Genomic DNA, 20,667 nt, shown 5'->3' with positions numbered 1-20,667 from the left:
GCCAGGCCGGTATGCCATAGGCAAGCCCGCTCTGTTATTCTTCTAGTAAGCTACCTTATTTCTAAGAATCTTACTACACCACAAACCTAAAGGCCGGTGCCGAGGCATCTTGCTGATTGAATTACAATTAAGATGCCTCGGCACCGGCCGCCCGGCTGCGTCGGAATGGCAAATCAACAGACCAGCGCAGCCGCCAGACCCAAACCAGGCCAACCAGCACCGGCAACAGGACATTGACCAGCCAGAGCGTTAAGGTGGCTGTCAGCAGGAGCGGAGCCACCACACCATACGGGGCGAAGACCCACAATGAGGCTGCTTCGCGCACGCCCAGATCGCTCAGCAGGTTAAACGCCGGAGTAATCGTTTTCGCCAGAAAGACCAATCCGATGCCGGCGGCCATATCGTCGACGGGAAGGGCAATGCCGTACAGTCGGAGCGCCATATAAAACTGGAGCGAAAATGTCAGGTAGCGAAGCGAAGCTACCAGCAGAGCCCGGATAAATTCGGCGGAGGTGTACTGCCCGGCTACCTGTAGGTACGTAGTTAACTGGCGTAGCCACGGCCGCGGGTTGTCTGCCGGCTGTAGCCGCCGACGCACCTGAACCAGCCCAAGGCCAGCCAGCAGCATACTCGTTAGCAGACCGAACAATAGCCTCCCGGCGGTAGTATCGCGGGCAGGTACGGTCAGCAGTTGGTGCAGCCAGGCCGCCGTGCCGAACAGCAGCGCCACATAAAACTGCATGCCTCCCGATACCAGCGATGCGCCGAGTCCCTCGGCCCGCCGGCCCGACCGCAACGAGAGCACCCGTCCGGCAGTATCGCCTACCTGGGCCGGTAAGGCAAAACCCAGGGATAAGCCCGCCAGTACACCCTGATACGCTTCGGTCAGACTGACGGCCTCCACGCGCCGGATCAGAATCTTCCATTTTAATGCTTCCAGCGCCCAGTTTACTGGGGTAAGCAGCACTAAACCCAGCGCCAGGCTTCCAGCCCAGTTGGTCTGCTGAAAGTGCTGCCAGACACGGTTCCAGTTCGCTGGCTGTTGGCCAAGTGTGTAGGTGATGTAGGCAAGGATGACAGATAAAACGGCCAGTTTTAGCCAAAAAAGGATTTTTTTGGCCGGCGGTGGTATCGAATCAATTTGTAAATCGTTACTTTGCATAAACGCATAACAATGGCTTCAACATCCGTAATTGCATCTGAAAAAATCATTTTGGGCGTCGATCCCGGCACCCAGGTAGCCGGCTACGGCATCATTCAGGTGCAGAACGGACAGATGAAGATGTTGCAGTACGGTGTGGTTCACCTCAGCAAATATAGCACCCACGAACTGAAGCTGAAGAAATTGTATGATACCATCCTGCGGCTGATCGACGAATACCTGCCCGACGAGATGGCGATCGAAGATCCTTTCTTCGGCAAAAACGTGCAGGCCATGCTGAAACTGGGCCGGGCGCAGGGTGTGTCGATGGCCGCTGCGCTGTCGCGGGGAATTCCCATCGTGGAGTACTCACCGCGCACGGTAAAGCAGTCGGTGACCGGCAACGGCAACGCGTCCAAAGAGCAGGTATCGCACATGGTCAGCCACTTGCTGAACGCGGATCTTGATCCCGAATTCTTCGATGCTACCGATGCGCTGGCCATCGCTATCTGCCACTACTTCCACGAAAATTCCATCCCCGGCGTGAAGAAATCCGGCGGAAAAAAAGACAAAAAAGGCGGCTGGGGCGCGTTTGTCGGCGAAAACCCGGGGCGGTTAGTTTAATTGTTTCAAGTTTCAGGTCTCAAGTTTCAACAGAGCCGCCTGAACCTGAAACTTTGAACTTGAAACCTGAAACAAACGAATGCCTTTCCAAAAAACCATAAAGCTTCCTCCGCACCCCCGCGGCTTTCACCTGATCACCCGCCTGATTGAGCGGGATTGTCCGGAACTGCAGCAGATCCGGGTGGGTATTCTGCACGTATTTATCCAGCATACCTCCGCCAGTCTGACCATCAACGAGAACGCCGATCCGACCGTCCGCCAGGACTTTGAAACTCACTTTAACAAAATGGTACCGGAAAATGCGCCGTATTACAGGCACAACTACGAAGGTTCCGACGATATGCCGGCTCACCTGAAAGCCGCGCTGCTGGGTAGTTCAGTATCCGTTCCCATCACCAACGGCCGGCTCAACCTCGGCACCTGGCAGGGTATCTACCTCTGCGAGCACCGCGACCAGGGCGGTTCCCGGACCCTGGTACTGACGGCGCTGGGAGAATAAATTGTCCCTGTTTAATTCGGCTACGCCAGGTTAGCGCTTGCAATCTCCAGTACTGGCAGCGCTAAAGAGACTTTTTTCTCACATGTAAACGTTGCGTATAACCCTGTGGGTTAACTGTTTATGAAACAGAGGTAAATGGCAATTACTTAACGCAATCTGGTCAAAGAGTTACCTGCCGTATAGGAAGAGTAAAGTAAGTGGGTACATCAATGATTTATATGTAAAGTCTTTATAAACAGCAGCTTATTTGCCGATTAATAAATAATTTGCCCGATTTTTAGATTTTATAGTAGCTTAGTGATACGGGTAAAGGCCAGGTATGAATGGCTCTGTATTCATGCATCCACGTGTCGGATCCGTGGCTTTGACCGACATTCCGCAAGCTGTTTTTGGCCGTAATTTTTTATGGCTTTTTATGCTTTTTGGAGTCACTTTCTGGCTACGCGCAACTTTCTCTTCCAGGGTGTTTGAGCCTGGATGGTGTGAATTTTAGCAATTGGTTGGCTCTTGAGCTTGATTAGGTAACTACGCTTCTGGATTTCCCAAAAACTACAGTCTCACTCCTATGTTAACGTCTATTCTAACCCGTAAAGCAGCAGGGTTTGTAGGGCTATGCTGTTTAGTAGCGAATGTACTATGGGCGCAGGGCCCAACTGTCGACTGGCAGAAAGCGTTTGGTGGTAGCGGTACCGATGTGGGTTACGATGTTATCCCCACTACCGACGGTGGTTTCATTATGGTTGGCAGTACTGAATCGACAGACGGGGACCTAAGCTCCCCTGTTGCTGTGCTCCGTGGACAAGCCAGTAATGCTATGATTGCCAGATTTGACGCCGATGGTACGAAACTTTGGAGCAAAATCTATGGTGGCTTTTCCGGCGATGAAGCTTGGGGTATCACCCGTGCTTCCGATGGCGGATACGTGGTAGTGGGTTATTCTGCCACCGGAGATATTACGTTCTTCCCGCCTACCGTGACGCATGGCGGTGATGATTTCTGGATTTTTAAGCTGAGCGAAAGTGGCGATATCTTATGGGAAAAGTTGTATGGCGGTAGTGGGTCAGACCGGGCAACGGCCATTACAACCACTCTTGATGGCGGGTATGTGGTGGTTGGGTTTACTCAATCCGGAGACGGTGATGTGACCGGCTATCATGGCGGAAACGATTATTGGGTGATCCGGTTGGATCAATTTGGTAATTTGCTCTGGCAAAGGGCGCTGGGCGGAAGCAGTTCTGATATGGCCGCTGATGTCATTGCAACCCAGGATGGTGGCTTCCTGATTACCGGTAGTGCAGAGTCGGGCGACGGTGATGTGACCGGACAGAAAGGGAGTGGGGATGCCTGGATGGTGAAATTGGATGCCGCCGGCAATATGCTCTGGCAGCGGACGTACGGTGGGAGTAGACCCGATATGGCGAGTGATATTATGGAAACGGCAGATGGAAGCCTGATTATCGCCGGAACTACGTCGTCGGTCGATGGGGATGTATCCAGTCCGCACGGGGAGTTTTCAGACGCCTGGATTTTTAAATTGACAGCAACCGGTGATCTTGTCTGGCAAAAGCCGCTTGGAGGAACAGGCTTTGATTTTGGTTCGGCCATACAACCTGGTCCCTGCGGAGGTTACCTGCTGCTTGGAGGGGTAGAATCAAATGACGGCGATGTTACCGGTAACCATGGAGGTAATGATTTCTGGGTTGCGAACGTTAGCAGCACCGGCAACCTGCTCTGGCAGAAAAGCCTGGGCGGTAGCGGACAGGACATTGCTTATGCGCTTACAACGCTTACCGGTGGGAGCTGGATAGCTGTAGGAGAAACCAATTCGACAGACGGCGATGTTACCGGTAACCATGGCGGGTTTAAAGATGCCTGGATTGTTACGCTAAGTACCACCCCATTGGTATTGGCAACTCCATTATTCGATTGCCAGACCGGACAGCTTACCTTATCGGTTACAGCCGGAAATGGCAATCCGGTTGAATTCCATACCGCTATTCTGACAAAAGGATGGACTACCGAAACCAATTTTTACATTGAATCAAAGCACCGAAAGAAATCCTTTAAAATCCGGGCGCGACAACGCAACTGCGCCGATGATGGCTGGGAGGTTGTGGAAGTTGATTTCGACCCGGCGGCTTATTGTACCCCCCCGAGGATGGGACTGACCGAACAACTTTCCGACCTGACTGTGCGCGTATTGGGTAACCCGGTACAGGCCGGTCAACTGGTAGTTGAGGTGCAGGGCGCTGAGGGGCAACCGCTGCAAATTGAACTTATTAACGTTCAGGGCCAGCTGATTGTAACCCGACAGGTGGAACAGGCTGGCGAATTGGAGCGGCATAGGTTGCCGGTGAATCAGCAAGCAGGCTTAATGATATTGCGGGTTAGTACGCCTGCGCAGAAAAGGATGCTCAGAGTGCTGAAAACAGAATAAGTTAAACTGAACCCCAAAGCCCCGTCTGCCAAGCGCAGGGACGGGGCTTTGGGGTGTTAGTGCAGCATCCGCCAGACTTCCTCCACATCGGTTACCGGTAGCTGGCAGGCACGGTTGTAGCAGACATAAATGGTAGTCTGGCCTTTGGTCATGCTGCGATTTTCCAGCAGTGGCAGCCTGCTCTCCGATTCGGTGCCGCTCAGCACTTTGTTGGGGTAGAAGCGGGCGTCGATGGCCCGGCGGATCTCCTGAACCTGCGGACCGAGGATGGCGATTTCGGCTGTTGGACGTACCCGCATAGCGTACAGCGAGGCCCAGTTGGTGAGTTCGCCAGGGTACTGCTGGAGCAGCGGCTGAATACGGCCAAGCATCTGGTCGGCCCGTTCGCCGTAGTCGGGCCTGTCCATCAACAGGCTCAGCGTGTACAGGTTACCCGCCATGATGGAGTTAGACGCCGGAATCACGTTGTCCAGAATTTCCTTGCGCCGGGCAATCAGCGCTTCGCCTGCACTATCCGTAAAGTAGAACAGTTCGGTAGTCGATTCATCGTTATCGCCAAAGTGCTCCATCACGTAGCGGGTAAGCTGGTCGGCGGTGCGCAGCCAGGCTTCATCGAAGGAAGCCTGGTACAGCGCCAGGTAGCCGTCGATCACCGCTGCGTAATCTTCCAGAAACCCGGTTACGCTGGCTTTGCCGTTTTTAAAAGTATGGCGGAGTTGCCCGGTATGCTGATCGGTCATCTGCCCGTTTAGAAAGTTCGCCGTCTGTACCGCAAGCGTCAGAAAATCCGGCTCGCCAAAAATCCGGTAAGCGGTAGCCAGTCCTTTCAGCATCAGGCCGTTCCATGAGCAGAGTACCTTGTCGTCCAATCCGGGTCGCACGCGGGGGCTGCGGGCGCTCATCAGCCGGGCGTGGGCGACCGACAGCATTTCGTTCATTTCCTCCATACTCCAGCCGGCCTGACGGGCAAACTCCTCGTCCGTTACGGTGCGGTGTAGGATATTTCGTCCATGCCCATCGTGGCCCGGCTCCCAGTTACCTTCCTCCGTAATATGGTACAGGTCGGAAAACCACTCGAAGTCATTGCCTAGAATCTCTTTTAATTCGGGTGTGGTCCAGGTGTAGAACTTGCCTTCTTCGCCTTCGCTGTCGGCGTCGAGGGCGGAGTAGAAACCACCTTCGGGGCTGAGCAGTTCGCGCCGGGCAAAGTCGATGGTCTGGTACACCACGCGCCGGTACAGTGGGTTCTGGGTCAGGGGATACGCTTCCGAGTAAAGGGTGAGCAACTGAGCGTTGTCGTACAGCATCTTCTCGAAGTGGGGCGCAAACCACATATCGTCTACCGAGTACCGGGCAAAGCCGCCCCCGATCTGGTCGTAGATTCCCCCGAGGGCCATGCGGTTGAGGGTCACGATGATCTGCCGCAGCGCCGACTCGTTCTGCGTGTGGTGGTAATACCGGAGCAGAAAGGTATAGATGCTGGGCATGGGGAACTTGGGAGCCCGGTTCATGCCTCCTTTTTCGGTATCGAATTTCAGCGCCAGTTTCCGGTAAAGCTGCTCCAGCGTTTCGGGCGTAAAAAGGGCGTCGGTTTCGGTCAGGTTGTACAACTGGATTTCAGACGCATTGAGGTGCCTGGCGAAGCCCTCCGCCGATTCGGCCAGCTGATCGCGGTGGTCGTTGAATGCCGATCGGACGCTACCCAGCAGATTCGCCCACTGCTGCGGAGGCAGGTAGGTGAGACCGTAGAATGGCCGGGCGTCGGGCATTAAAAAAACATTGAGCGGCCAGCCGCCCTGTACACCCATGGCGTGTACCGCTTCCATATAAATGGCGTCGACATCGGGCCGTTCTTCCCGGTCGACCTTGATGCACACAAAATGGTCGTTCATGATCCGGGCGATCTGCTCATTCTCGAACGATTCGCGCTCCATGACGTGGCACCAGTGGCAGGCCGAGTACCCGATACTTACCAGAATGGGCTTATCTTCCTGGTGGGCCTTCGTGAGGGCTTCCTCCCCCCAGGGGTACCAGTCTACAGGATTATGGGCGTGCTGCAGCAGGTATGGGCTGCTTTCCTGGCTAAGTCGGTTCATGGGCAACTGATTAAAAGATTGAATGATTGAGTGGTTGAATGATTGAATAGGTAACTGATCGAAGGATTGAATGGTTAACTGCCGGGGAGAATCCTGTCAACATTCCACATTCTATCATTCAACCATTCAATCATTCAACAACTCTCCACCCCTCACCTGGCAATAATCAGCTTACGCGTCTGGCGGGCGGTACCGTCGCTGATCACCACGGTGTACATACCGGGCGGCAGGTGTTGGACAGACAGGATTTCGCGGACGTAGGTTTCGCCCGGCGCTACCGGCTGCGATAGCACGGTACGGCCCAGCAGGTCAACCACCGTAATCACCAGCGGCTGTGTTTCCGTCCGTTCAAACCAGACATTAGCCTGGGCGCTGGCCGGGTTCGGGAAGAGGTTGAGGTTGGTAATGGCCAGCTCCTTAGGGGAAGTCTGGACGTCCGACAGTTCAAACTGGCACAGATACACCTCACGGCCTTTCAGGGTAATATTGGTTTGCCAGGAGCCATACTGCACCGGTATCAGGGTAGTCTGGTTGTCGTCGGCGTAGGGGTTGTGAGCGGCAATCAGGATCTTATTGCCCTTGACAACCCCGCGCCAGATCGACGTCCGCTCCTCCATGTGGTCGCGGGCCGATTTGCTGATCACCAGTTCGTAATTACCCGTAAACATATCGGCGAAGCGCGAGAGCCGGTACAGGCCGTGGATGAAGTGCTCGTAGGCACTATAGTTGTCGGTCGGGTTGTCGATATGGTCCCAGAACCATAAGCCCCTGGCCCCCGAGAAAAACGGAAAAATGGCGGTGGCTTCGGCCATAAACGGCTGAATAAACCGGGGGTGGTTGCCGCAGCAGTCGTGGTAACGCATCCAGACGTAGGGGATGACTGGTTTGTTGCTCCACGCCCGGTTGACCTCAATCTGAAACAACATATACGCCAGGTAATCACCCGCCAGCGGACTCGGGTAGTCGTAATAGTAATACGCCGACGGGGCCAGCACATCCAGCTGCTCGTAAAAAGGACCACCCACCCGGTTGGTCGCCTGGTCTTTTACCAGAAAACTGACCCGCTCCGGATTGGTGCGCCAGTCGTTCCAGCTGTTGCCGGTCACGTTGAACCACGTATTCCGGATCGGCGTATCGCTATAGGTGGTCAGGGGAATACCGGTCAGGTCGGCTTTCCGGCGAATGTAGCGCAGACCACTGGCGTACAGGTTGGTCATGTCGCGCTTGTAAGCCCGGAGAAATTCAGCATCGGAGAGGCTGCGGTACACCTGCGGAATGGCCGGGTCCTGCTTCAGCCGCAGAATTCGGTCGTCGGTGGGCAGGAACCGTTCGATATCGACCGACAGAATGCTCAGGGGAATGATATACCGGCCCTGGCTGTTGGTTTGGCCGCCCGACAACCCAATCAGAAACTGGTCCCATTTGGCTTGGTACGCCAGGGTATCGTTACCCCAGGGGCTCAGCAGCGTTTCCCAGGGCTGCTTCAGATCGAACGCAAACCCGTACCAGTCGAGGGCTCGTTGTTTAGGGGGGACCAGCCCGGCGAGGTATTCGTTTTCCTGGACGCGGGCGATGTGGCTGAATCCATGGCGGAGCGGACTGGCTTGCGTGTCGCCCATGCGGGGAGCGGCATAGACGATGGTAAAGGGGAGCGTAAAATCCGGGAACTTCTGCCAGCCTACCCGGCCGGCCGGGGTGGGGGTTGCCAGCGACAGCGGCTCGGCGCACTGGACCTGGCTTTTACCGGTCAGTGGCATCCCGAACAGCAGACAGCCGGACAGCAAGACAGAAAGGTGTGGACGGATAGCCGGAAAACGCATGGCTGATTTTTGCTCAAAACTACTATTTTATGCTATTATTGTCACTTAAATAACCCGCTAAGACTATCCTGCGGAATAAGACGTTCCTGTAACAGTCAGATATGTCTGAAATTTAACGTAACCAACAATGAAAAAAGTAACGTATTGGCTGATCCTGTTTTGCGTAACCATTACGCTTGCCAACTGCAAAAAGACAACAGAGCCAGCGGCAAGCGGTGACCGGGCTGAAGTCATAATGAGTACGGGCTGGAAACTGGATCGGGTAACAGACGCCAACCGGCAGACCATCAATCAATCCCAGCTGAACCTGGCCACGATGGCGTTGTATGGCATGGAAATCCAGTTTCGGGCGAACAACATGACGCGGGCGGTAGACCGGGTAACCAAGCAGGTACTCAACGGTGGTACCTGGTATCTGGTCGAGAACAACCAGGCCGTCGATATTGAGATCAACCAGTTTAAAGGGCGTTTTCCAATTGTAGAGCTGTCCCGCAGCAAACTCATCCTGCGCAACAAAGTGCCGGTGGCCGGGACGGAGACGGATGCCAACCTCGAATTTGTACCTTCATTATGAGTGAAAGAGCGAAAGAGTAAAAGAGTGAAAGAGTAAAGGGGCGTTACTGCTCCACTCTTTCACTCTTTCGCTCTTTCACTCTCTCACTCTTTCACTCTATGGAAACCATTCGGAAGAACGATCAGGCCAGACGGCTTACTTTTGAAACAGAGCCGGGTATCCGCCTGGCGGCCGATGCCTACGGTACCCCGTCGGAGCGCTGCGTGGTTCTGCTGCACGGGGGCGGGCAAACCCGGCACTCGTGGGGCGAAACCGCCCGCTGGATGGCCAGTGCCGGCTGGTATGCCATATCGCTGGATATTCGCGGGCATGGCGACAGCAGCTGGTCGCCCGAAGGCCATTATACCGTCGATTACCTGATATCGGACCTGAAAGAGGTCATCCGGCAGATCGGCGGCAGTCCGGCGCTGGTGGGCGCTTCCCTCGGCGGCATTATCTCACTGCTGGCCATTGGCGAGTCACAGTCGTCCATTGCCTCCGGGCTGGTGCTGGTAGACGTAGCGCCCCGCGTGGAGCAGCAGGGCGTAGAGCGGATCTTCCGGTTCATGAGTGCCAACGTCGATGGGTTTGCCTCTCTGGAGGAAGCGGCCGATGCCGTGGCGGCTTACCTGCCCCAGCGGCCCCGGCCCTCCGACCTGAGCCGGCTGGAGAAAAACCTGCGCCTGAAACCCAGCGCCAACGGCGGGCCCGACCGCTACTACTGGCACTGGGACCCGAAATTTCTGTCTGTCTGGCAGCAGTTTGCTTCCGCGACCACCGAGCAGCGGATCGGCTACGAAGAGCGGCTGTTTACTGCCGCCAGAGCGCTAAGTGCGCCTACGCTGATCGTGCGCGGGGGTATCAGCGATGTGGTCAGCGAAAAAGTGATGACCGAGTTTCTGGATGTGGTGCCCCACGCGCAGAGTGTCAACGTGGCCGAAGCCGGGCATATGGTGGCGGGGGATTCCAACCACGCCTTCAGCCGGACGGTGATCCAGTTTCTGAATAGTAGCCTGTAAGCAAGCATGAAAAACAACCCCAGGGTACTGAATGCCTGGTGCCTTTATGACTGGGCCAATTCGGTGCATTCGCTGGTGATTGTCTCCAGTATCTTTCCCGTTTATTTCTCGGCCACAGCCCTGAACGATGCCGGTGGACCGGTGATCAATTTTCTTGGGGTCGAGGTCAAAAACTCGGTGCTGTTTACGTACACCGTCTCGGCCGCGTTTCTGCTGGCGGCCCTGCTGAGCCCGTTCTGCACGGCCATTGCCGACTTCAGCGGTCGCAAAAAGCTGTTCATGAAGGTATTTTGCTACACGGGGGCCATCAGTTGCAGCCTGCTGTACTTCTTCACCCGCGAGACGACCACGCTGGCTGTGTTTCTGTTCTGGTTGAGCCTGGTGGGCTGGAGCGGCAGTATCGTCTTTTATAACTCCTACCTGCCCGACATCGCTACCGAAGACCGCTTCGACCGCGTGAGCGCCAAAGGCTACTCGCTGGGCTATATGGGCTCGGTGCTGCTGATGGTGTTCAACCTAACCATGATCCTGTTTCCCGGCTGGTACGGCGGTATCTCGGAGGGGCTGGCCTCGCGCGTGTCGTTTCTGACGGTGGGTATCTGGTGGTTTGGCTTTGCCCAGATTCCGTTCAACCGCCTGCCCGATCCGGCCTTGCGGGCGGTGCCGCAGGATGGCTGGCTGTTCAACGGCTTCCGGGAGCTGAAAAAGGTCTTTGGCGAACTGAAGCACCTGCCTCTGATGAAGCGCTTTCTGGTGGCGTTTTTTGTGTACAGTATGGGCGTGCAGACGGTCATGTACGTGGCCACCATCTTCGGTAGCGACGAGCTGAAACTCCCCGCCCAGAGCCTGATCATTACCATTCTCCTGATTCAGTTGGTGGGCATTGCGGGGGCGTACCTGTTTGCGCGACTCTCGGAGCGGCTGGGCAATACCTACGCGCTGATGATTGCCGTCTCGGTCTGGGTGGTGATCTGCGCTGGAGCATACTTTGTGAATACCCAGAACCAGTTTTTTGCGCTGGCGGCCCTGGTGGGCATGGTCATGGGCGGTATCCAGTCGCTCTCCCGCTCCACCTACTCCAAGCTGATCCCCGAAGAAACCACCGACACGGCCTCGTTTTTCAGCTTCTACGACGTAACCGAGAAGCTCGCCATTGTGCTGGGTACGGCCTCGTACGGGCTGATCGAGCAGATCACGGGCAGCATGCGCAACAGCGTGTTGGCCCTGCTGGTATTTTTTGTGATTGGTTTTCTGTTACTTGCGCGGATACCCTCGCAAAAAGTGTATCGCGTTCGTTTGAAAACACAGGAAGTTGCTTAATTTTGCATCGAACCTCGCCGGAAGGCGATCTACATACAGGATGTTAGCTCAGTTGGTTCAGAGCGCTGCCTTGACAGGGCAGAGGTCAGCGGTTCGAGCCCGCTACGTCCTACCGGGACACGTTGTCCATAAGCCTCAGATTTTTACATTTGGGGCTTTTTTAATTTCATATGAAAACGGCTTTAACAATTGAATTACAATGTTATATATTGTAATTTGTTGTAGCCTGCTTTTCAGTCGTTTACATGCCAACCTTATTTCTTTTATTTGGCTTCCGGTTCTTCTACCGGCTGTACGATTTAGTTAACGAACCCTTACATGTCCACGTTAGCGACAATAGCCGAAAATTGTGTAAATTTTGGATCTATTCCGACGGTTCAGTTCAATTAGCCGATAATGTCGGTTTCAATAAAAGGGAACTAACCCGCATTGAAAAAGCCTTGGTAGAGCACAGAGATAAAATTAGTCAGACGTATGAAAGCGACTGTAAAGCCAACGGAGTCACGCCCAACTACAAGCGGAAAGGCCGGTAAAAGCCGGGTTCGTCGGCCTTCGTTTGATCGTCTGCCTACCATCACCGGCGTTAAAGTCAAGGCTGACTCAGTCTGGTTTGAATTGAATGATGGGCGTACCGTCACGATACCGATTGCCTGGTCAAAACCACTCCAGCAGGCTACCCCCCGTCAGCGCCGGCAGTTTACGGTCAGTGCCTATAATGTCTTCTGGGACGAGGTTGATGAAATTATCGGGGTCGAAAATATCCTGTTTGGTAACCAGTTGTACTTATAGCTGGACGACTCTCTTTTACAACCTCAACATCCGCCTAATCGTATCCTGCATCGCCTGCTTGAAGCCTTCATCCTGGGAGTAGAGTTTGTACATTTCCAGTTCGCTACGGCGTTGTTGGCAGGATACGACAGCAATGAAGTTGTTTTATCCGGATGATATGGTAGTCACGCACTGGGAGCAAAGTCTTTAAGCAACATACACCAATTCGTGCACTTAGGGAACCTACTGTCAACCGAAACAGCTACTACCAAGGCCAGAGGCAAACTTTCTGAATGCCTGAAAGGCCGTCTAATAGCTAATATAAGGATTTAACGGGATCGTTGATGTTTTACCCGAACACCGGAACTTAGCCAGGCCGCCCTCCGTCAAACAAAGACTATTTAGCTTCAATTGGCCGGTTCGGAGTTATCTTTGGCGTACCAACTGGATAAAAACGTGGATAATACTGATGTACGCTGGATACAACGTTTTACTAATTACAAAAAAGCGCTGGCAAAATTGTCGTCTGTTGTGGAGAAAACAAAATTGGACGATTTGTCTGAACTTGAGAAGGAAGGGCTTATTCAACGATTTGAATATACGTTTGAATTAGCCTGGAAAACACTTCAGGATTTATTGAATTACAAAGGGTATAAAGATATCGCCGGTCCAAATCCGGTTCTTTCTCAGGCCCTGCAGGATGGTTATATAACGGATGCCGAGCAATGGAGAATGATGAAAAAATCCAGAGAGTTAACTTCTCATACCTACAACAGCGATACCGCTGATGGCATCTCCGAAAATATTTTTACTTCGTACGTTTAGCTATTTAAAGACCTGGAAGGGAGACTTGAATCGGAACGATATGGAAAACAAACTAATTTATTCGACGAATGAGGTTTGGTTTAACGGCTCGGGACCTTAACGCTATCAGACAGGTATTTGCCAACTGTGACAAAGCTGAACAGGTCATTATTTTTGGTTCTAGGGCAATGGGTAATTACAAGCCTGGTTCGGATATAGACTTAGCCATTAAAGGCGATTCCCTTACGTTGAATGATATACTGAAATTGAGTATTTAATTAGAGAATTTAAATATGTTAGTGCCTTTTGATTTGATTAATCATAAAGCTGTCAACGATAGAGATATATTAAATCATATTGAGCGTGTAGGGGTAATCCTTTATGACCGACAACTACCGAAATGAGTTGATAATACCTTACACCTACCGTTGAGTTCTTCTAATAATATTCCTTAAAATATCCATGTGCCCGCTCAAATCAAAGCTGGTTTTTGTGCAGCAAAGAATAACTCAACACTAGCAGATTTGTTTACTGGACTAAGTCAGGCAAAGTTAGCGGAATGAGAGAAAGTCAAACAGCCGACCCTGATAAAAAGAAGAAAAAGCGGCCACCGCTGAGGTTATATTAGCCAGCAATGGCAAACCGCGTAAAACCAACCCTTCCTTTTTCCGTTTTTTTGTCCACTTTCTACTGACGATCTACAGGTACTGCTCCAGTTGGGAAAGGGATACTTTACTAAGATTTAGTTGTAACTGCACGGTGGTTTACTGCTAATAATCCTGTCTTAAAAAGGAGGTCAATATATGGATTAAGAAGTTAGCAAGCTACCTTTGAGGTAAGCGTAGTCCGTACAACTGAGGAAGATTTTTACCGAACCAGCTTTCGCCAGTAGGCTGTCCAACGGTTCAATAATTGGCATTTCCTAACCACTAACTTCTTGAAAACAACCATCATTTTCCTGGTTTTTCTGACATGGCTGCGAATGCCCGCGCTGGCAATCCCTCCTGTGTACAACATCCGCGACTACGGTGCCACCGGTCAGAAAAGCGATAACGCAACGGAGGCCATTGCGAAGGCTATTGCTGCCGCTAAAGCGGCTGGTGGGGGCGTGGTGCAGGTGCCGCCCGGCGACTATACGTGCCTGGGTATCGTGCTGTACGACAACATTACGCTCCAGCTCGATGCCGGGGCGATTTTGTATGTTGATCTGCCCAATCCGGCTTTCAGCGCGAGGGGTTTCATCTATGCCGAAAACGCCAGAAATATTGCCATCAGGGGTCGGGGAAAGATTGACGGACAAGCAAAATACCAATGGTCCGACTATAACTTCGGTGATGTAGAGATTGCCAGCGAGGTGGAGATCGCTAAAAAGGCGGGCGTGGAGATGAAACGGAGTTACCGGGTTGGGAAAAGTGCGTTTACGCTGCTCCTGAAAGAGTGTGAGCACATTACCATCGACGACGTAACCATTGTGAACACCTCGCTCTGGTGTATGCGTATCTGGGGGTGCAGGGATGTAAAAATCAGGGGCGTTACCGTGCTTTCCGACCTTAAGATGGGTGTCAACTCGGACGGTATTGACCTCGACGGCACCAGCAACGCCCACATTTCGGGTTGCACCATCTCGACTGGTGATGATGCGATTTGCCTTAAAAGCGGCTCGTGGGACTTTAAGGACAGCGGCAAATCGTACCCGACCGAAAATATTCTGGTCGATAACTGTATTCTCACCAGTTCCTCGACCGCGCTGATGATCGGGACGGAAACGCTGTCGCCCATCCGGTACGTCATTTTCAGTAACTGTGTCATCCGGGAGTCGAATAAAGGCATGGGTATCAACGTGCAGGATGGCGGGACAATCAGCGATGTTCGGTTCTCGAACCTGACCATCGACCTACACCGGCGGCACTGGAACTGGTGGGGCAGTGCCGAGGTGTTTTACTTCGTGCTCAAAAAACGCAACCCAAACTCTGTGGTAGGGACCATCAGAAACATCACCGTCGACAACGTAACGGCGTATGCGCAGGGCACCAGCCGGATCATGACCACCATCGGCAAACCGCTGGAAAACATTCGCATTGCCAACGTGCTGGTGTTCATGAATCCCGAAGCCACGCCCGACAAACGAACCCAAAACGCCATGCTGTTTGAGGGTGTCGATGGGCTGACGCTGGATAATGTCCTGGTTCGATGGAACGATGAACAGCCCGAACCCGCCTGGCAAAGCGGGCTTGTGCTCAAAAACGTCAGTAATTTTCGGCTACGGGAGGTATCGGCCCGGCAGGCGCATAAAGCCTCACCACAGCCGGCCCTGCTGCTGACCGATTGCACAAACGGCATCATCAGCGAGTGCATGGCTCAGCCCGGAACGGGTACGTTTATGCGAATCACAGGGCCCACAACCCGCGATCTGGTCCTGCACACCAACTCGCTCAAAAACGCCCAACATCCGCTGGTACTTGACAGCGTTATTCCTAAAACCAGGGTAATCTACCGACCCTTTCCATGAACAACCCGCACCGACCCGGCTCAAGGCTGGCGACGATGTTCCTGCATCGATAGGATGCTTGTGTCTATTGACAAGTAGCGTAAGAACTCGTCGGGTAAATAATCAGTCGGTTGCTATATATCCGCCGGTTTGCTTATCATTGCCGCCGAAGTATCCCTGCGTCTACTCTCTGGAAACTGGTTATGATTATTTATGAATCCAATAGAAACTGGCTGCGCGATGTAAACCACCTGTACCGGAGTTACACCATGCAGAAAATAGTACGAAGTACCCTGTGGGTGGGTGCCGGAATGACGCTTATCAATTTCCTGGTACACGGTGTCTTTAAGCTCACGCTCTGGCGAATAGAAACAGGCACCTTTTCGCTGTTGGGCATTGTGCTGTCTATATTGCTGGTATTTCGCACCAATTCGGCGTACGACCGCTGGTGGGAAGGTCGTCGGCAGTGGGGGAATCTGGTCAATAACTGCCGTACCCTGGCCATGTTGCTGCACGCATCCTTACCTGAGTCGGACCTGGAAAGCAGGCGCTTTATGGCCGCCCACATTGCTAACTTCTGTATTGCCCTGAAAGAACATCTACGTGGGGGCGTAAAACTAACCGAACTCATTCACGTAACCGCAGAGGAACGGGATTTGTACGGTACCAAAACCCACCTGCCCAATTTTATAGCGGCCCAAATTCAGGTAAACGTGCAGGAAAAAGTCAGAGCGGGTGAGCTGACGGCTGCCGACTTACTAAATATCAAGCCGCACACCCAAACGTTGTATGATGTAGCAGGGGCTTGCGAACGGATCAAAAAAACGCCTATTCCCTTTTCGTACAACGTATACCTGAAGCTTTACATTTCGGCCTACACGTTAATTCTGCCTTTCGGCTTATTACCCAATTTCGGTTATGTGGGAGTTGGGCTGATTATGTTTATCTTCTTTGCGTTTATAGGCATCGAGTTAATGGCCGAAGAAATAGAAGAACCTTTTGGTCTGGATTGCAACGATTTACCCATTGGAGACATTACCCACACAATCAAACAGAACGTATACGAATTATTGGAAGTGGGCCACCCGGAAGAACCTAAACCGAAGGAACTTTATCAAAAAGTTTTTTAAACGAAACCAGGGCTGTTAAAGAGTTGAAGAAAGGTGTAGATAAACATCTTTTGCTGGTACTGTTTCCTGACAGGAAATGGAGCTACTTCAGAACCAGACCGTAACGTAAAGGCCGATCCACTTGTCAGCAGAACGGCCTCTGATTATGCATGCAGCACTCTCATCATCGCTGCATGAGCTCCCGCCGGCGGTGCAACACCCCATTTGCCATTTCTACCTGCAGCATCTCCACTACCGGATTAGGGAACACCCGCACCTGAACGATCTCCCCTATATTCGTCCCGTCTGCCGCAGCCATACGGGTTGCGTTGGTCACCGTCAGCACAAACGCTGAAGAGGTTACACTGCCGCACGAACAAAATCCAGGAAAGTAGATAGCCATATCGTTAGCTGCGTGCCTGGGTCGCTTTACTATCCGCCTGATTCAAAAAGTCCGTCGGTGTTTTGCCGGTCCAGCGCTTGAAAGCCCGAATAAACGCACTTTGCTCATTGTACCCCAAGATATACGAGACCTCTTTTATCTGGTAATTGCCTGATGTCAGGTAGTGGACCGCCAGCTTCTGCCGCACCTCGTCGACAATCTGCAAAAAGCTAACACCTTCTTCTTTCAGCTTCCGTTGCAGAGTCCTGGGGCTGACGTTGAAGTTGGCTGCTACCGCTTCCAGCGACATCGCGTACAGATACGAGTTGGTCAGCAGGTAATTAAAAATCCGGGTTTGCAGAGGACCCTCTTCCTTTGCTTCTTTCACCAGCCCATTGATTTGTTGCAGCAGGTGGTTCTGCAAGGCATAGTTGGCTGAAATAATGGGCTGGTTTAGATAGGTATTGCTAAACGCAAGCGAGAAGCCGGGTTGTCTGGGTTGCACCGGGCACCGGAATACCCGGGCGTACTTAGACGGCTCGCTGATGGCGTAGGGCATCTGAACCGAAACCGGTCGAATTCGCTGCAGCAGGAGCCCATCCAGTTCGTGAACCGTAAATACCATCAGGTACTCGGCCAGGTGCCGGTAGGTAAACGGAATGCTCTCCTGCTTTTTCGGGTCGGCGATCAGGTGCAGGGTAAACTGCTGCGGGCCATGCTCCAGTTGCAGGCTGAACAGATCCGTCAGTAGCCCGATCAGTGTACCGGCATTGGTTAAGGCTTCGCCAACCGTGCTGCTGGTCAGGATAACCTGTCCAACCACACCCAAAGCGGCCAGTTGCATGCTTTCGCCAAAATGCAATCCAAACAAGGGGTCGTGGCACTGATGGCTGAGGTTTTTCCACAACTGCTCGACCTGCTGGTTGGAGATGGCCGTCTGGGTGTCGGTTAACAGGGCTTTGTGATTCAGTCCGGATTGTTTGCATACCTGCTCCAGGTCGGCTTCCCGCTGACCGGCATACGCTAGTAAAGCCAGAATGAATTGTTTTTGCAGGTTCTGCATCGTAGGTTCGTTACAGTACGGCACTGCTGACAAACAGGAAAGTTAGCATGGCTGCCGCATTCTGCAAACGGTTGCTGCTAACCTGGCCGGATGGCAGGGCCCTCTTCTGCAAAAAGGCCATTAAGGCAACCCATAGGGCTACACCGGCAATAATCAGGTTTCCCCATACCGATACAACGGAAAAGAGAAACAGGAGGGCTATGGCACTGGCTACTACCCATAGCGTATCCAGGGTAATAATGAGCTTAACCAGGTTCGTTTTTATCGGCTTGCCCAGGCTTACTATAAACACAAACAGCGCAAACAGAAGCAGAAAAATACCGACTTCCAGAAAAGGAGCCGTTGTGGTTACCCCAAAAATGCTGGCGGCAACGCCCGGAACCGAAACAAGGAGCAGACCGGTAGCGCCTGAACTGATTGCGTTTACTTTTAAGATGTTCGATAAGGATACCATAATTGTACGAGTTTTTGTTCGATACAAAGCTATCCTGACCGTACTACAGACCTGTTACCAGTATACGCCAGCGCATTGTCATTTTGCGCCAAATGGGTTGTTCTGCCTTTTTGGCGCACCCTGAGTAATTGCTTAAGGTTGATTTTGCCGTTCGGTTTTATGATCTAACAGGATGGTCCGGGCAGGCTGCTGGTGTAGGCCGCGAACTTCCGGCCAAGGACCTTACCCGGACGCTGGCGCGGTTTAGGGCCCTTATATGGCCCTAAACCACCCATAGTTCATCACCGATGCATAAGCACCCGCTGGCGGTGCAGCACTCCGTTTGCTGTTTCCACCTGCAACAGGTACAACCCTCCGGAAAAGTCCGTTACCGCAGCTTTCAACTGACCGACACCCTCTACCGGTTCAACAGACCATTGACCCCGCTGCCGGCCCTGCAGGTCAAACAAGCCTACCTTCGCCGGTTGGCTCAGGCCCTTTATTTCCACCTGCAACACCTCTACTACCGGATTAGGATATACCAACACCTGAACGGCCTCGGCCGTAAATACACCCTGGCGGGTATTGCTGTTACCCAACTCGCAATTGCCATCCAGCAGGGTCTCGGCACTACCGATCACCTCGGTGCCCAGGGTCACTGTCAATCGCACCAGGTAGCCTTGCAAGCCGTTTAAGTTGCCTTTTGCGCCCACAATGCGTAGCGTGGGTGTCCCGGTGACCGGCTTGAAATCCACCTTTCCTATGCTGGTTCCTTTTGCCGCAATGTCTTTGTAGTTGGTCGATTTAGGTGCTTTATACGACCAGCTATACACATAAGCCGCTGGGGCTCCCGAGACTGTCATGGTTATCGGCAACGTTACCTCATCTCTATCCGGTGGAACCGTCTTCACGCAAAGGCTGGCTGGTCCCACTACTGACCTGGTACCGGTGACGGTGATGCTTACCGAAGCCGTAGCTGAACAGCCACTGGCATTGGTGACGGTAACCGAATAGACGGTACTGCCAATGGGCGGTGTCTGCACAATGGTGGCCGCAGTGGCCCCGGTGCTCCACTGGTAGGTAATACCTCCACTAGCCGTCAGGGTGATGGATTGCCCCGCACTCACTGTTGTGGCCGATGCCATAATCTCCGCTGTCGGAGTAGTTTTATCGTCACTTACTGTCACGCTGGCGGTGGCGGTGCAGCCATTGGCGGCTGTGACCGTCACCGAGTAGGTGCCCGAAGTGCTGACCGTGCGGGTGGCACTGGTGGAGTTGTCCTCCCAGCGGTAGCTCACCCCACCACTGGCCGTCAGACTCACCACTGGCGTGGCACAGCTTAGGGCCGTCGTGGAGGCAGCAATGCTGGCCTGGGCCGCTGTAGCATTGCCGGTAATGCTCACGCTAGCGGTGGCGGTGCAGCCATTGGCGGCTGTGACCGTCACCGAGTAGGTACCCGCTGTGGTGACGGTCCGTACTGGGTTGGTGGAGTTGTCCTCCCAGCGGTAGCTCACCCCACCACTGGCCGTCAGGCTGGCTGATGGGCTGGCACAGGAAAGCACCGTCGTAGAAGCAGCAACGCTGGCCTGGGCCGCTGTAGCATTGCCGGTAATGCCCACGCTAGCGGTGGCGGTGCAGCCATTGGCGGCTATGACCGTCACTGAATAGGTGCCTGCTGTGGTAACGGTCCGCACGGCATTGGTGCTGTTGTCCTCCCAGCGGTAGCTCACCCCACCACTAGCCGTCAGGCTGGCTGATGGGCTGGCACAGCTCAGAGCCGTCGTAGAAGCAGCAACGCTGGCCTGGGCCGCTGTAGCATTGCCGGTANGGTACCCGCTGTGGTGACGGTCCGTACTGGGTTGGTGGAGTTGTCCTCCCAGCGGTAGCTCACCCCACCACTGGCCGTCAGGCTGGCTGATGGGCTGGCACAGGAAAGCACCGTCGTAGAAGCAGCAACGCTGGCCTGGGCCGCTGTAGCATTGCCGGTGATGCCCACGCTAGCGGTGGCGGTGCAGCCATTGGCGGCTATGACCGTCACTGAATAGGTGCCTGCTGTGGTAACGGTCCGCACGGCATTGGTGCTGTTGTCCTCCCAACGGTAGCTCACCCCA

The 20,667-nt window shown here is 53.4% G+C and carries 19 protein-coding genes and 1 tRNA gene; 13 read left to right on the top strand and 7 right to left on the bottom strand.

The window, feature by feature from the left end; genetic code table 11:
* Window positions 1–127: 127 nt before the first annotated feature.
* Window positions 128–1,162, bottom strand: coding sequence for a lysylphosphatidylglycerol synthase domain-containing protein (locus ABD949_RS04440; RefSeq protein ID WP_345241012.1), 1,035 nt, complete (start codon window positions 1,160–1,162; stop codon window positions 128–130).
* Window positions 1,163–1,174: 12 nt separating this feature from the next.
* Between ABD949_RS04440 and ruvC the strand changes: the two genes are divergently transcribed.
* The 3 genes from ruvC to ABD949_RS04425 all read left to right on the top strand — a co-directional run bounded on the left by ruvC (window position 1,175) and on the right by ABD949_RS04425 (window position 4,701).
* Window positions 1,175–1,765, top strand: coding sequence for a crossover junction endodeoxyribonuclease RuvC (gene ruvC, locus ABD949_RS04435; protein WP_345241010.1), 591 nt, complete (start codon window positions 1,175–1,177; stop codon window positions 1,763–1,765).
* A gap of 79 nt (window positions 1,766–1,844) precedes the next feature.
* On the top strand, window positions 1,845–2,264 hold the full coding sequence (locus tag ABD949_RS04430; protein WP_345241008.1) for a secondary thiamine-phosphate synthase enzyme YjbQ: 420 nt from the start codon (window positions 1,845–1,847) through the stop codon (window positions 2,262–2,264).
* Window positions 2,265–2,829: 565 nt separating this feature from the next.
* Window positions 2,830–4,701: an autotransporter outer membrane beta-barrel domain-containing protein gene (locus ABD949_RS04425; RefSeq protein ID WP_345241006.1), complete on the top strand. Its 1,872-nt coding sequence runs from the start codon at window positions 2,830–2,832 to the stop codon at window positions 4,699–4,701.
* A gap of 56 nt (window positions 4,702–4,757) precedes the next feature.
* Here the strand turns inward: ABD949_RS04425 and ABD949_RS04420 are convergent, their stop codons facing one another.
* Together ABD949_RS04420 and ABD949_RS04415 are read right to left on the bottom strand one after the other, a co-directional pair.
* Window positions 4,758–6,797, bottom strand: coding sequence for a thioredoxin domain-containing protein (locus tag ABD949_RS04420; RefSeq protein ID WP_345241004.1), 2,040 nt, complete (start codon window positions 6,795–6,797; stop codon window positions 4,758–4,760).
* A 152-nt stretch (window positions 6,798–6,949) separates the two neighbouring features.
* Window positions 6,950–8,617, bottom strand: a complete 1,668-nt coding sequence (locus tag ABD949_RS04415; protein ID WP_345241002.1) for a T9SS type A sorting domain-containing protein — start codon at window positions 8,615–8,617, stop codon at window positions 6,950–6,952.
* A gap of 127 nt (window positions 8,618–8,744) precedes the next feature.
* Between ABD949_RS04415 and ABD949_RS04410 the strand changes: the two genes are divergently transcribed.
* The 10 genes from ABD949_RS04410 to ABD949_RS04375 all read left to right on the top strand — a co-directional run bounded on the left by ABD949_RS04410 (window position 8,745) and on the right by ABD949_RS04375 (window position 16,699).
* Window positions 8,745–9,191, top strand: coding sequence for a hypothetical protein (locus tag ABD949_RS04410; protein WP_345241000.1), 447 nt, complete (start codon window positions 8,745–8,747; stop codon window positions 9,189–9,191).
* Window positions 9,192–9,289: 98 nt separating this feature from the next.
* Window positions 9,290–10,189 (top strand): alpha/beta fold hydrolase, encoded by a 900-nt coding sequence (locus ABD949_RS04405; protein WP_345240999.1) that lies wholly within the window; start codon window positions 9,290–9,292, stop codon window positions 10,187–10,189.
* A gap of 6 nt (window positions 10,190–10,195) precedes the next feature.
* Window positions 10,196–11,509, top strand: a complete 1,314-nt coding sequence (locus ABD949_RS04400) for an MFS transporter (protein WP_345240997.1) — start codon at window positions 10,196–10,198, stop codon at window positions 11,507–11,509.
* A 37-nt stretch (window positions 11,510–11,546) separates the two neighbouring features.
* A tRNA-Val gene (locus tag ABD949_RS04395) sits at window positions 11,547–11,621 on the top strand.
* Between the two features lie 133 nt (window positions 11,622–11,754).
* Window positions 11,755–12,042 carry a DUF4160 domain-containing protein gene (locus ABD949_RS30775; RefSeq protein WP_425576727.1) on the top strand — a complete coding sequence of 96 codons (288 nt, stop codon included), beginning with the start codon at window positions 11,755–11,757 and terminating at the stop codon, window positions 12,040–12,042.
* Window positions 11,984–12,298: a DUF2442 domain-containing protein gene (locus ABD949_RS04390; protein ID WP_345240995.1), complete on the top strand. Its 315-nt coding sequence runs from the start codon at window positions 11,984–11,986 to the stop codon at window positions 12,296–12,298. Before ABD949_RS30775 ends, ABD949_RS04390 begins: the two co-directional genes overlap by 59 nt.
* Before the next feature lie 435 nt (window positions 12,299–12,733).
* A complete protein-coding gene (locus ABD949_RS04385) occupies window positions 12,734–13,102 on the top strand; it encodes a nucleotidyltransferase substrate binding protein (RefSeq protein ID WP_345240993.1) in 369 nt (122 codons plus the stop codon).
* Between the two features lie 68 nt (window positions 13,103–13,170).
* Complete coding sequence (locus ABD949_RS30770; protein ID WP_425576726.1) at window positions 13,171–13,359, top strand: nucleotidyltransferase domain-containing protein; 189 nt, start codon at window positions 13,171–13,173, stop codon at window positions 13,357–13,359.
* 659 nt (window positions 13,360–14,018) lie between these two features.
* Window positions 14,019–15,590, top strand: coding sequence for a glycoside hydrolase family 28 protein (locus ABD949_RS04380; protein ID WP_345240991.1), 1,572 nt, complete (start codon window positions 14,019–14,021; stop codon window positions 15,588–15,590).
* Window positions 15,591–15,772: 182 nt separating this feature from the next.
* Complete coding sequence (locus ABD949_RS04375) at window positions 15,773–16,699, top strand: bestrophin family protein (protein ID WP_345240989.1); 927 nt, start codon at window positions 15,773–15,775, stop codon at window positions 16,697–16,699.
* A gap of 163 nt (window positions 16,700–16,862) precedes the next feature.
* Here the strand turns inward: ABD949_RS04375 and ABD949_RS04370 are convergent, their stop codons facing one another.
* From ABD949_RS04370 to ABD949_RS04355, 4 genes are all read right to left on the bottom strand, one after another.
* Complete coding sequence (locus tag ABD949_RS04370; RefSeq protein WP_345240987.1) at window positions 16,863–17,081, bottom strand: hypothetical protein; 219 nt, start codon at window positions 17,079–17,081, stop codon at window positions 16,863–16,865.
* A gap of 4 nt (window positions 17,082–17,085) precedes the next feature.
* The gene (locus ABD949_RS04365; RefSeq protein WP_345240985.1) at window positions 17,086–18,123 is read right to left on the bottom strand and encodes an AraC family transcriptional regulator; all 1,038 of its coding nucleotides are present in this window, start codon (window positions 18,121–18,123) and stop codon (window positions 17,086–17,088) included.
* A 10-nt stretch (window positions 18,124–18,133) separates the two neighbouring features.
* A complete protein-coding gene (locus tag ABD949_RS04360; RefSeq protein WP_345240983.1) occupies window positions 18,134–18,577 on the bottom strand; it encodes a hypothetical protein in 444 nt (147 codons plus the stop codon).
* Between the two features lie 281 nt (window positions 18,578–18,858).
* Window positions 18,859–20,286: a T9SS type A sorting domain-containing protein gene (locus ABD949_RS04355; RefSeq protein WP_345240982.1), complete on the bottom strand. Its 1,428-nt coding sequence runs from the start codon at window positions 20,284–20,286 to the stop codon at window positions 18,859–18,861.
* Between the last annotated feature and the right edge of the window lie 381 nt (window positions 20,287–20,667).

The sequence above is a fragment of the Nibrella saemangeumensis genome (assembly GCF_039541915.1).
GTDB lineage: Bacteria > Bacteroidota > Bacteroidia > Cytophagales > Spirosomataceae > Nibrella > Nibrella saemangeumensis.
Note: the sequence above shows the minus strand (reverse complement) of the source record. Positions and strands in the feature narration are given on the sequence as shown.

Coding starts and splice junctions, on each gene's coding strand:
- ABD949_RS04440 (WP_345241012.1), bottom strand. CDS start 1,162: ATGCAAAGTAACGATTTACAAATTGATTCGATACCACCGCCGGCCAAA.
- ruvC (WP_345241010.1), top strand. CDS start 1,175: ATGGCTTCAACATCCGTAATTGCATCTGAAAAAATCATTTTGGGCGTC.
- ABD949_RS04430 (WP_345241008.1), top strand. CDS start 1,845: ATGCCTTTCCAAAAAACCATAAAGCTTCCTCCGCACCCCCGCGGCTTT.
- ABD949_RS04425 (WP_345241006.1), top strand. CDS start 2,830: ATGTTAACGTCTATTCTAACCCGTAAAGCAGCAGGGTTTGTAGGGCTA.
- ABD949_RS04420 (WP_345241004.1), bottom strand. CDS start 6,797: ATGAACCGACTTAGCCAGGAAAGCAGCCCATACCTGCTGCAGCACGCC.
- ABD949_RS04415 (WP_345241002.1), bottom strand. CDS start 8,617: ATGCGTTTTCCGGCTATCCGTCCACACCTTTCTGTCTTGCTGTCCGGC.
- ABD949_RS04410 (WP_345241000.1), top strand. CDS start 8,745: ATGAAAAAAGTAACGTATTGGCTGATCCTGTTTTGCGTAACCATTACG.
- ABD949_RS04405 (WP_345240999.1), top strand. CDS start 9,290: ATGGAAACCATTCGGAAGAACGATCAGGCCAGACGGCTTACTTTTGAA.
- ABD949_RS04400 (WP_345240997.1), top strand. CDS start 10,196: ATGAAAAACAACCCCAGGGTACTGAATGCCTGGTGCCTTTATGACTGG.
- ABD949_RS30775 (WP_425576727.1), top strand. CDS start 11,755: ATGCCAACCTTATTTCTTTTATTTGGCTTCCGGTTCTTCTACCGGCTG.
- ABD949_RS04390 (WP_345240995.1), top strand. CDS start 11,984: ATGAAAGCGACTGTAAAGCCAACGGAGTCACGCCCAACTACAAGCGGA.
- ABD949_RS30770 (WP_425576726.1), top strand. CDS start 13,171: ATGAGGTTTGGTTTAACGGCTCGGGACCTTAACGCTATCAGACAGGTA.
- ABD949_RS04375 (WP_345240989.1), top strand. CDS start 15,773: ATGATTATTTATGAATCCAATAGAAACTGGCTGCGCGATGTAAACCAC.
- ABD949_RS04370 (WP_345240987.1), bottom strand. CDS start 17,081: ATGGCTATCTACTTTCCTGGATTTTGTTCGTGCGGCAGTGTAACCTCT.
- ABD949_RS04365 (WP_345240985.1), bottom strand. CDS start 18,123: ATGCAGAACCTGCAAAAACAATTCATTCTGGCTTTACTAGCGTATGCC.
- ABD949_RS04360 (WP_345240983.1), bottom strand. CDS start 18,577: ATGGTATCCTTATCGAACATCTTAAAAGTAAACGCAATCAGTTCAGGC.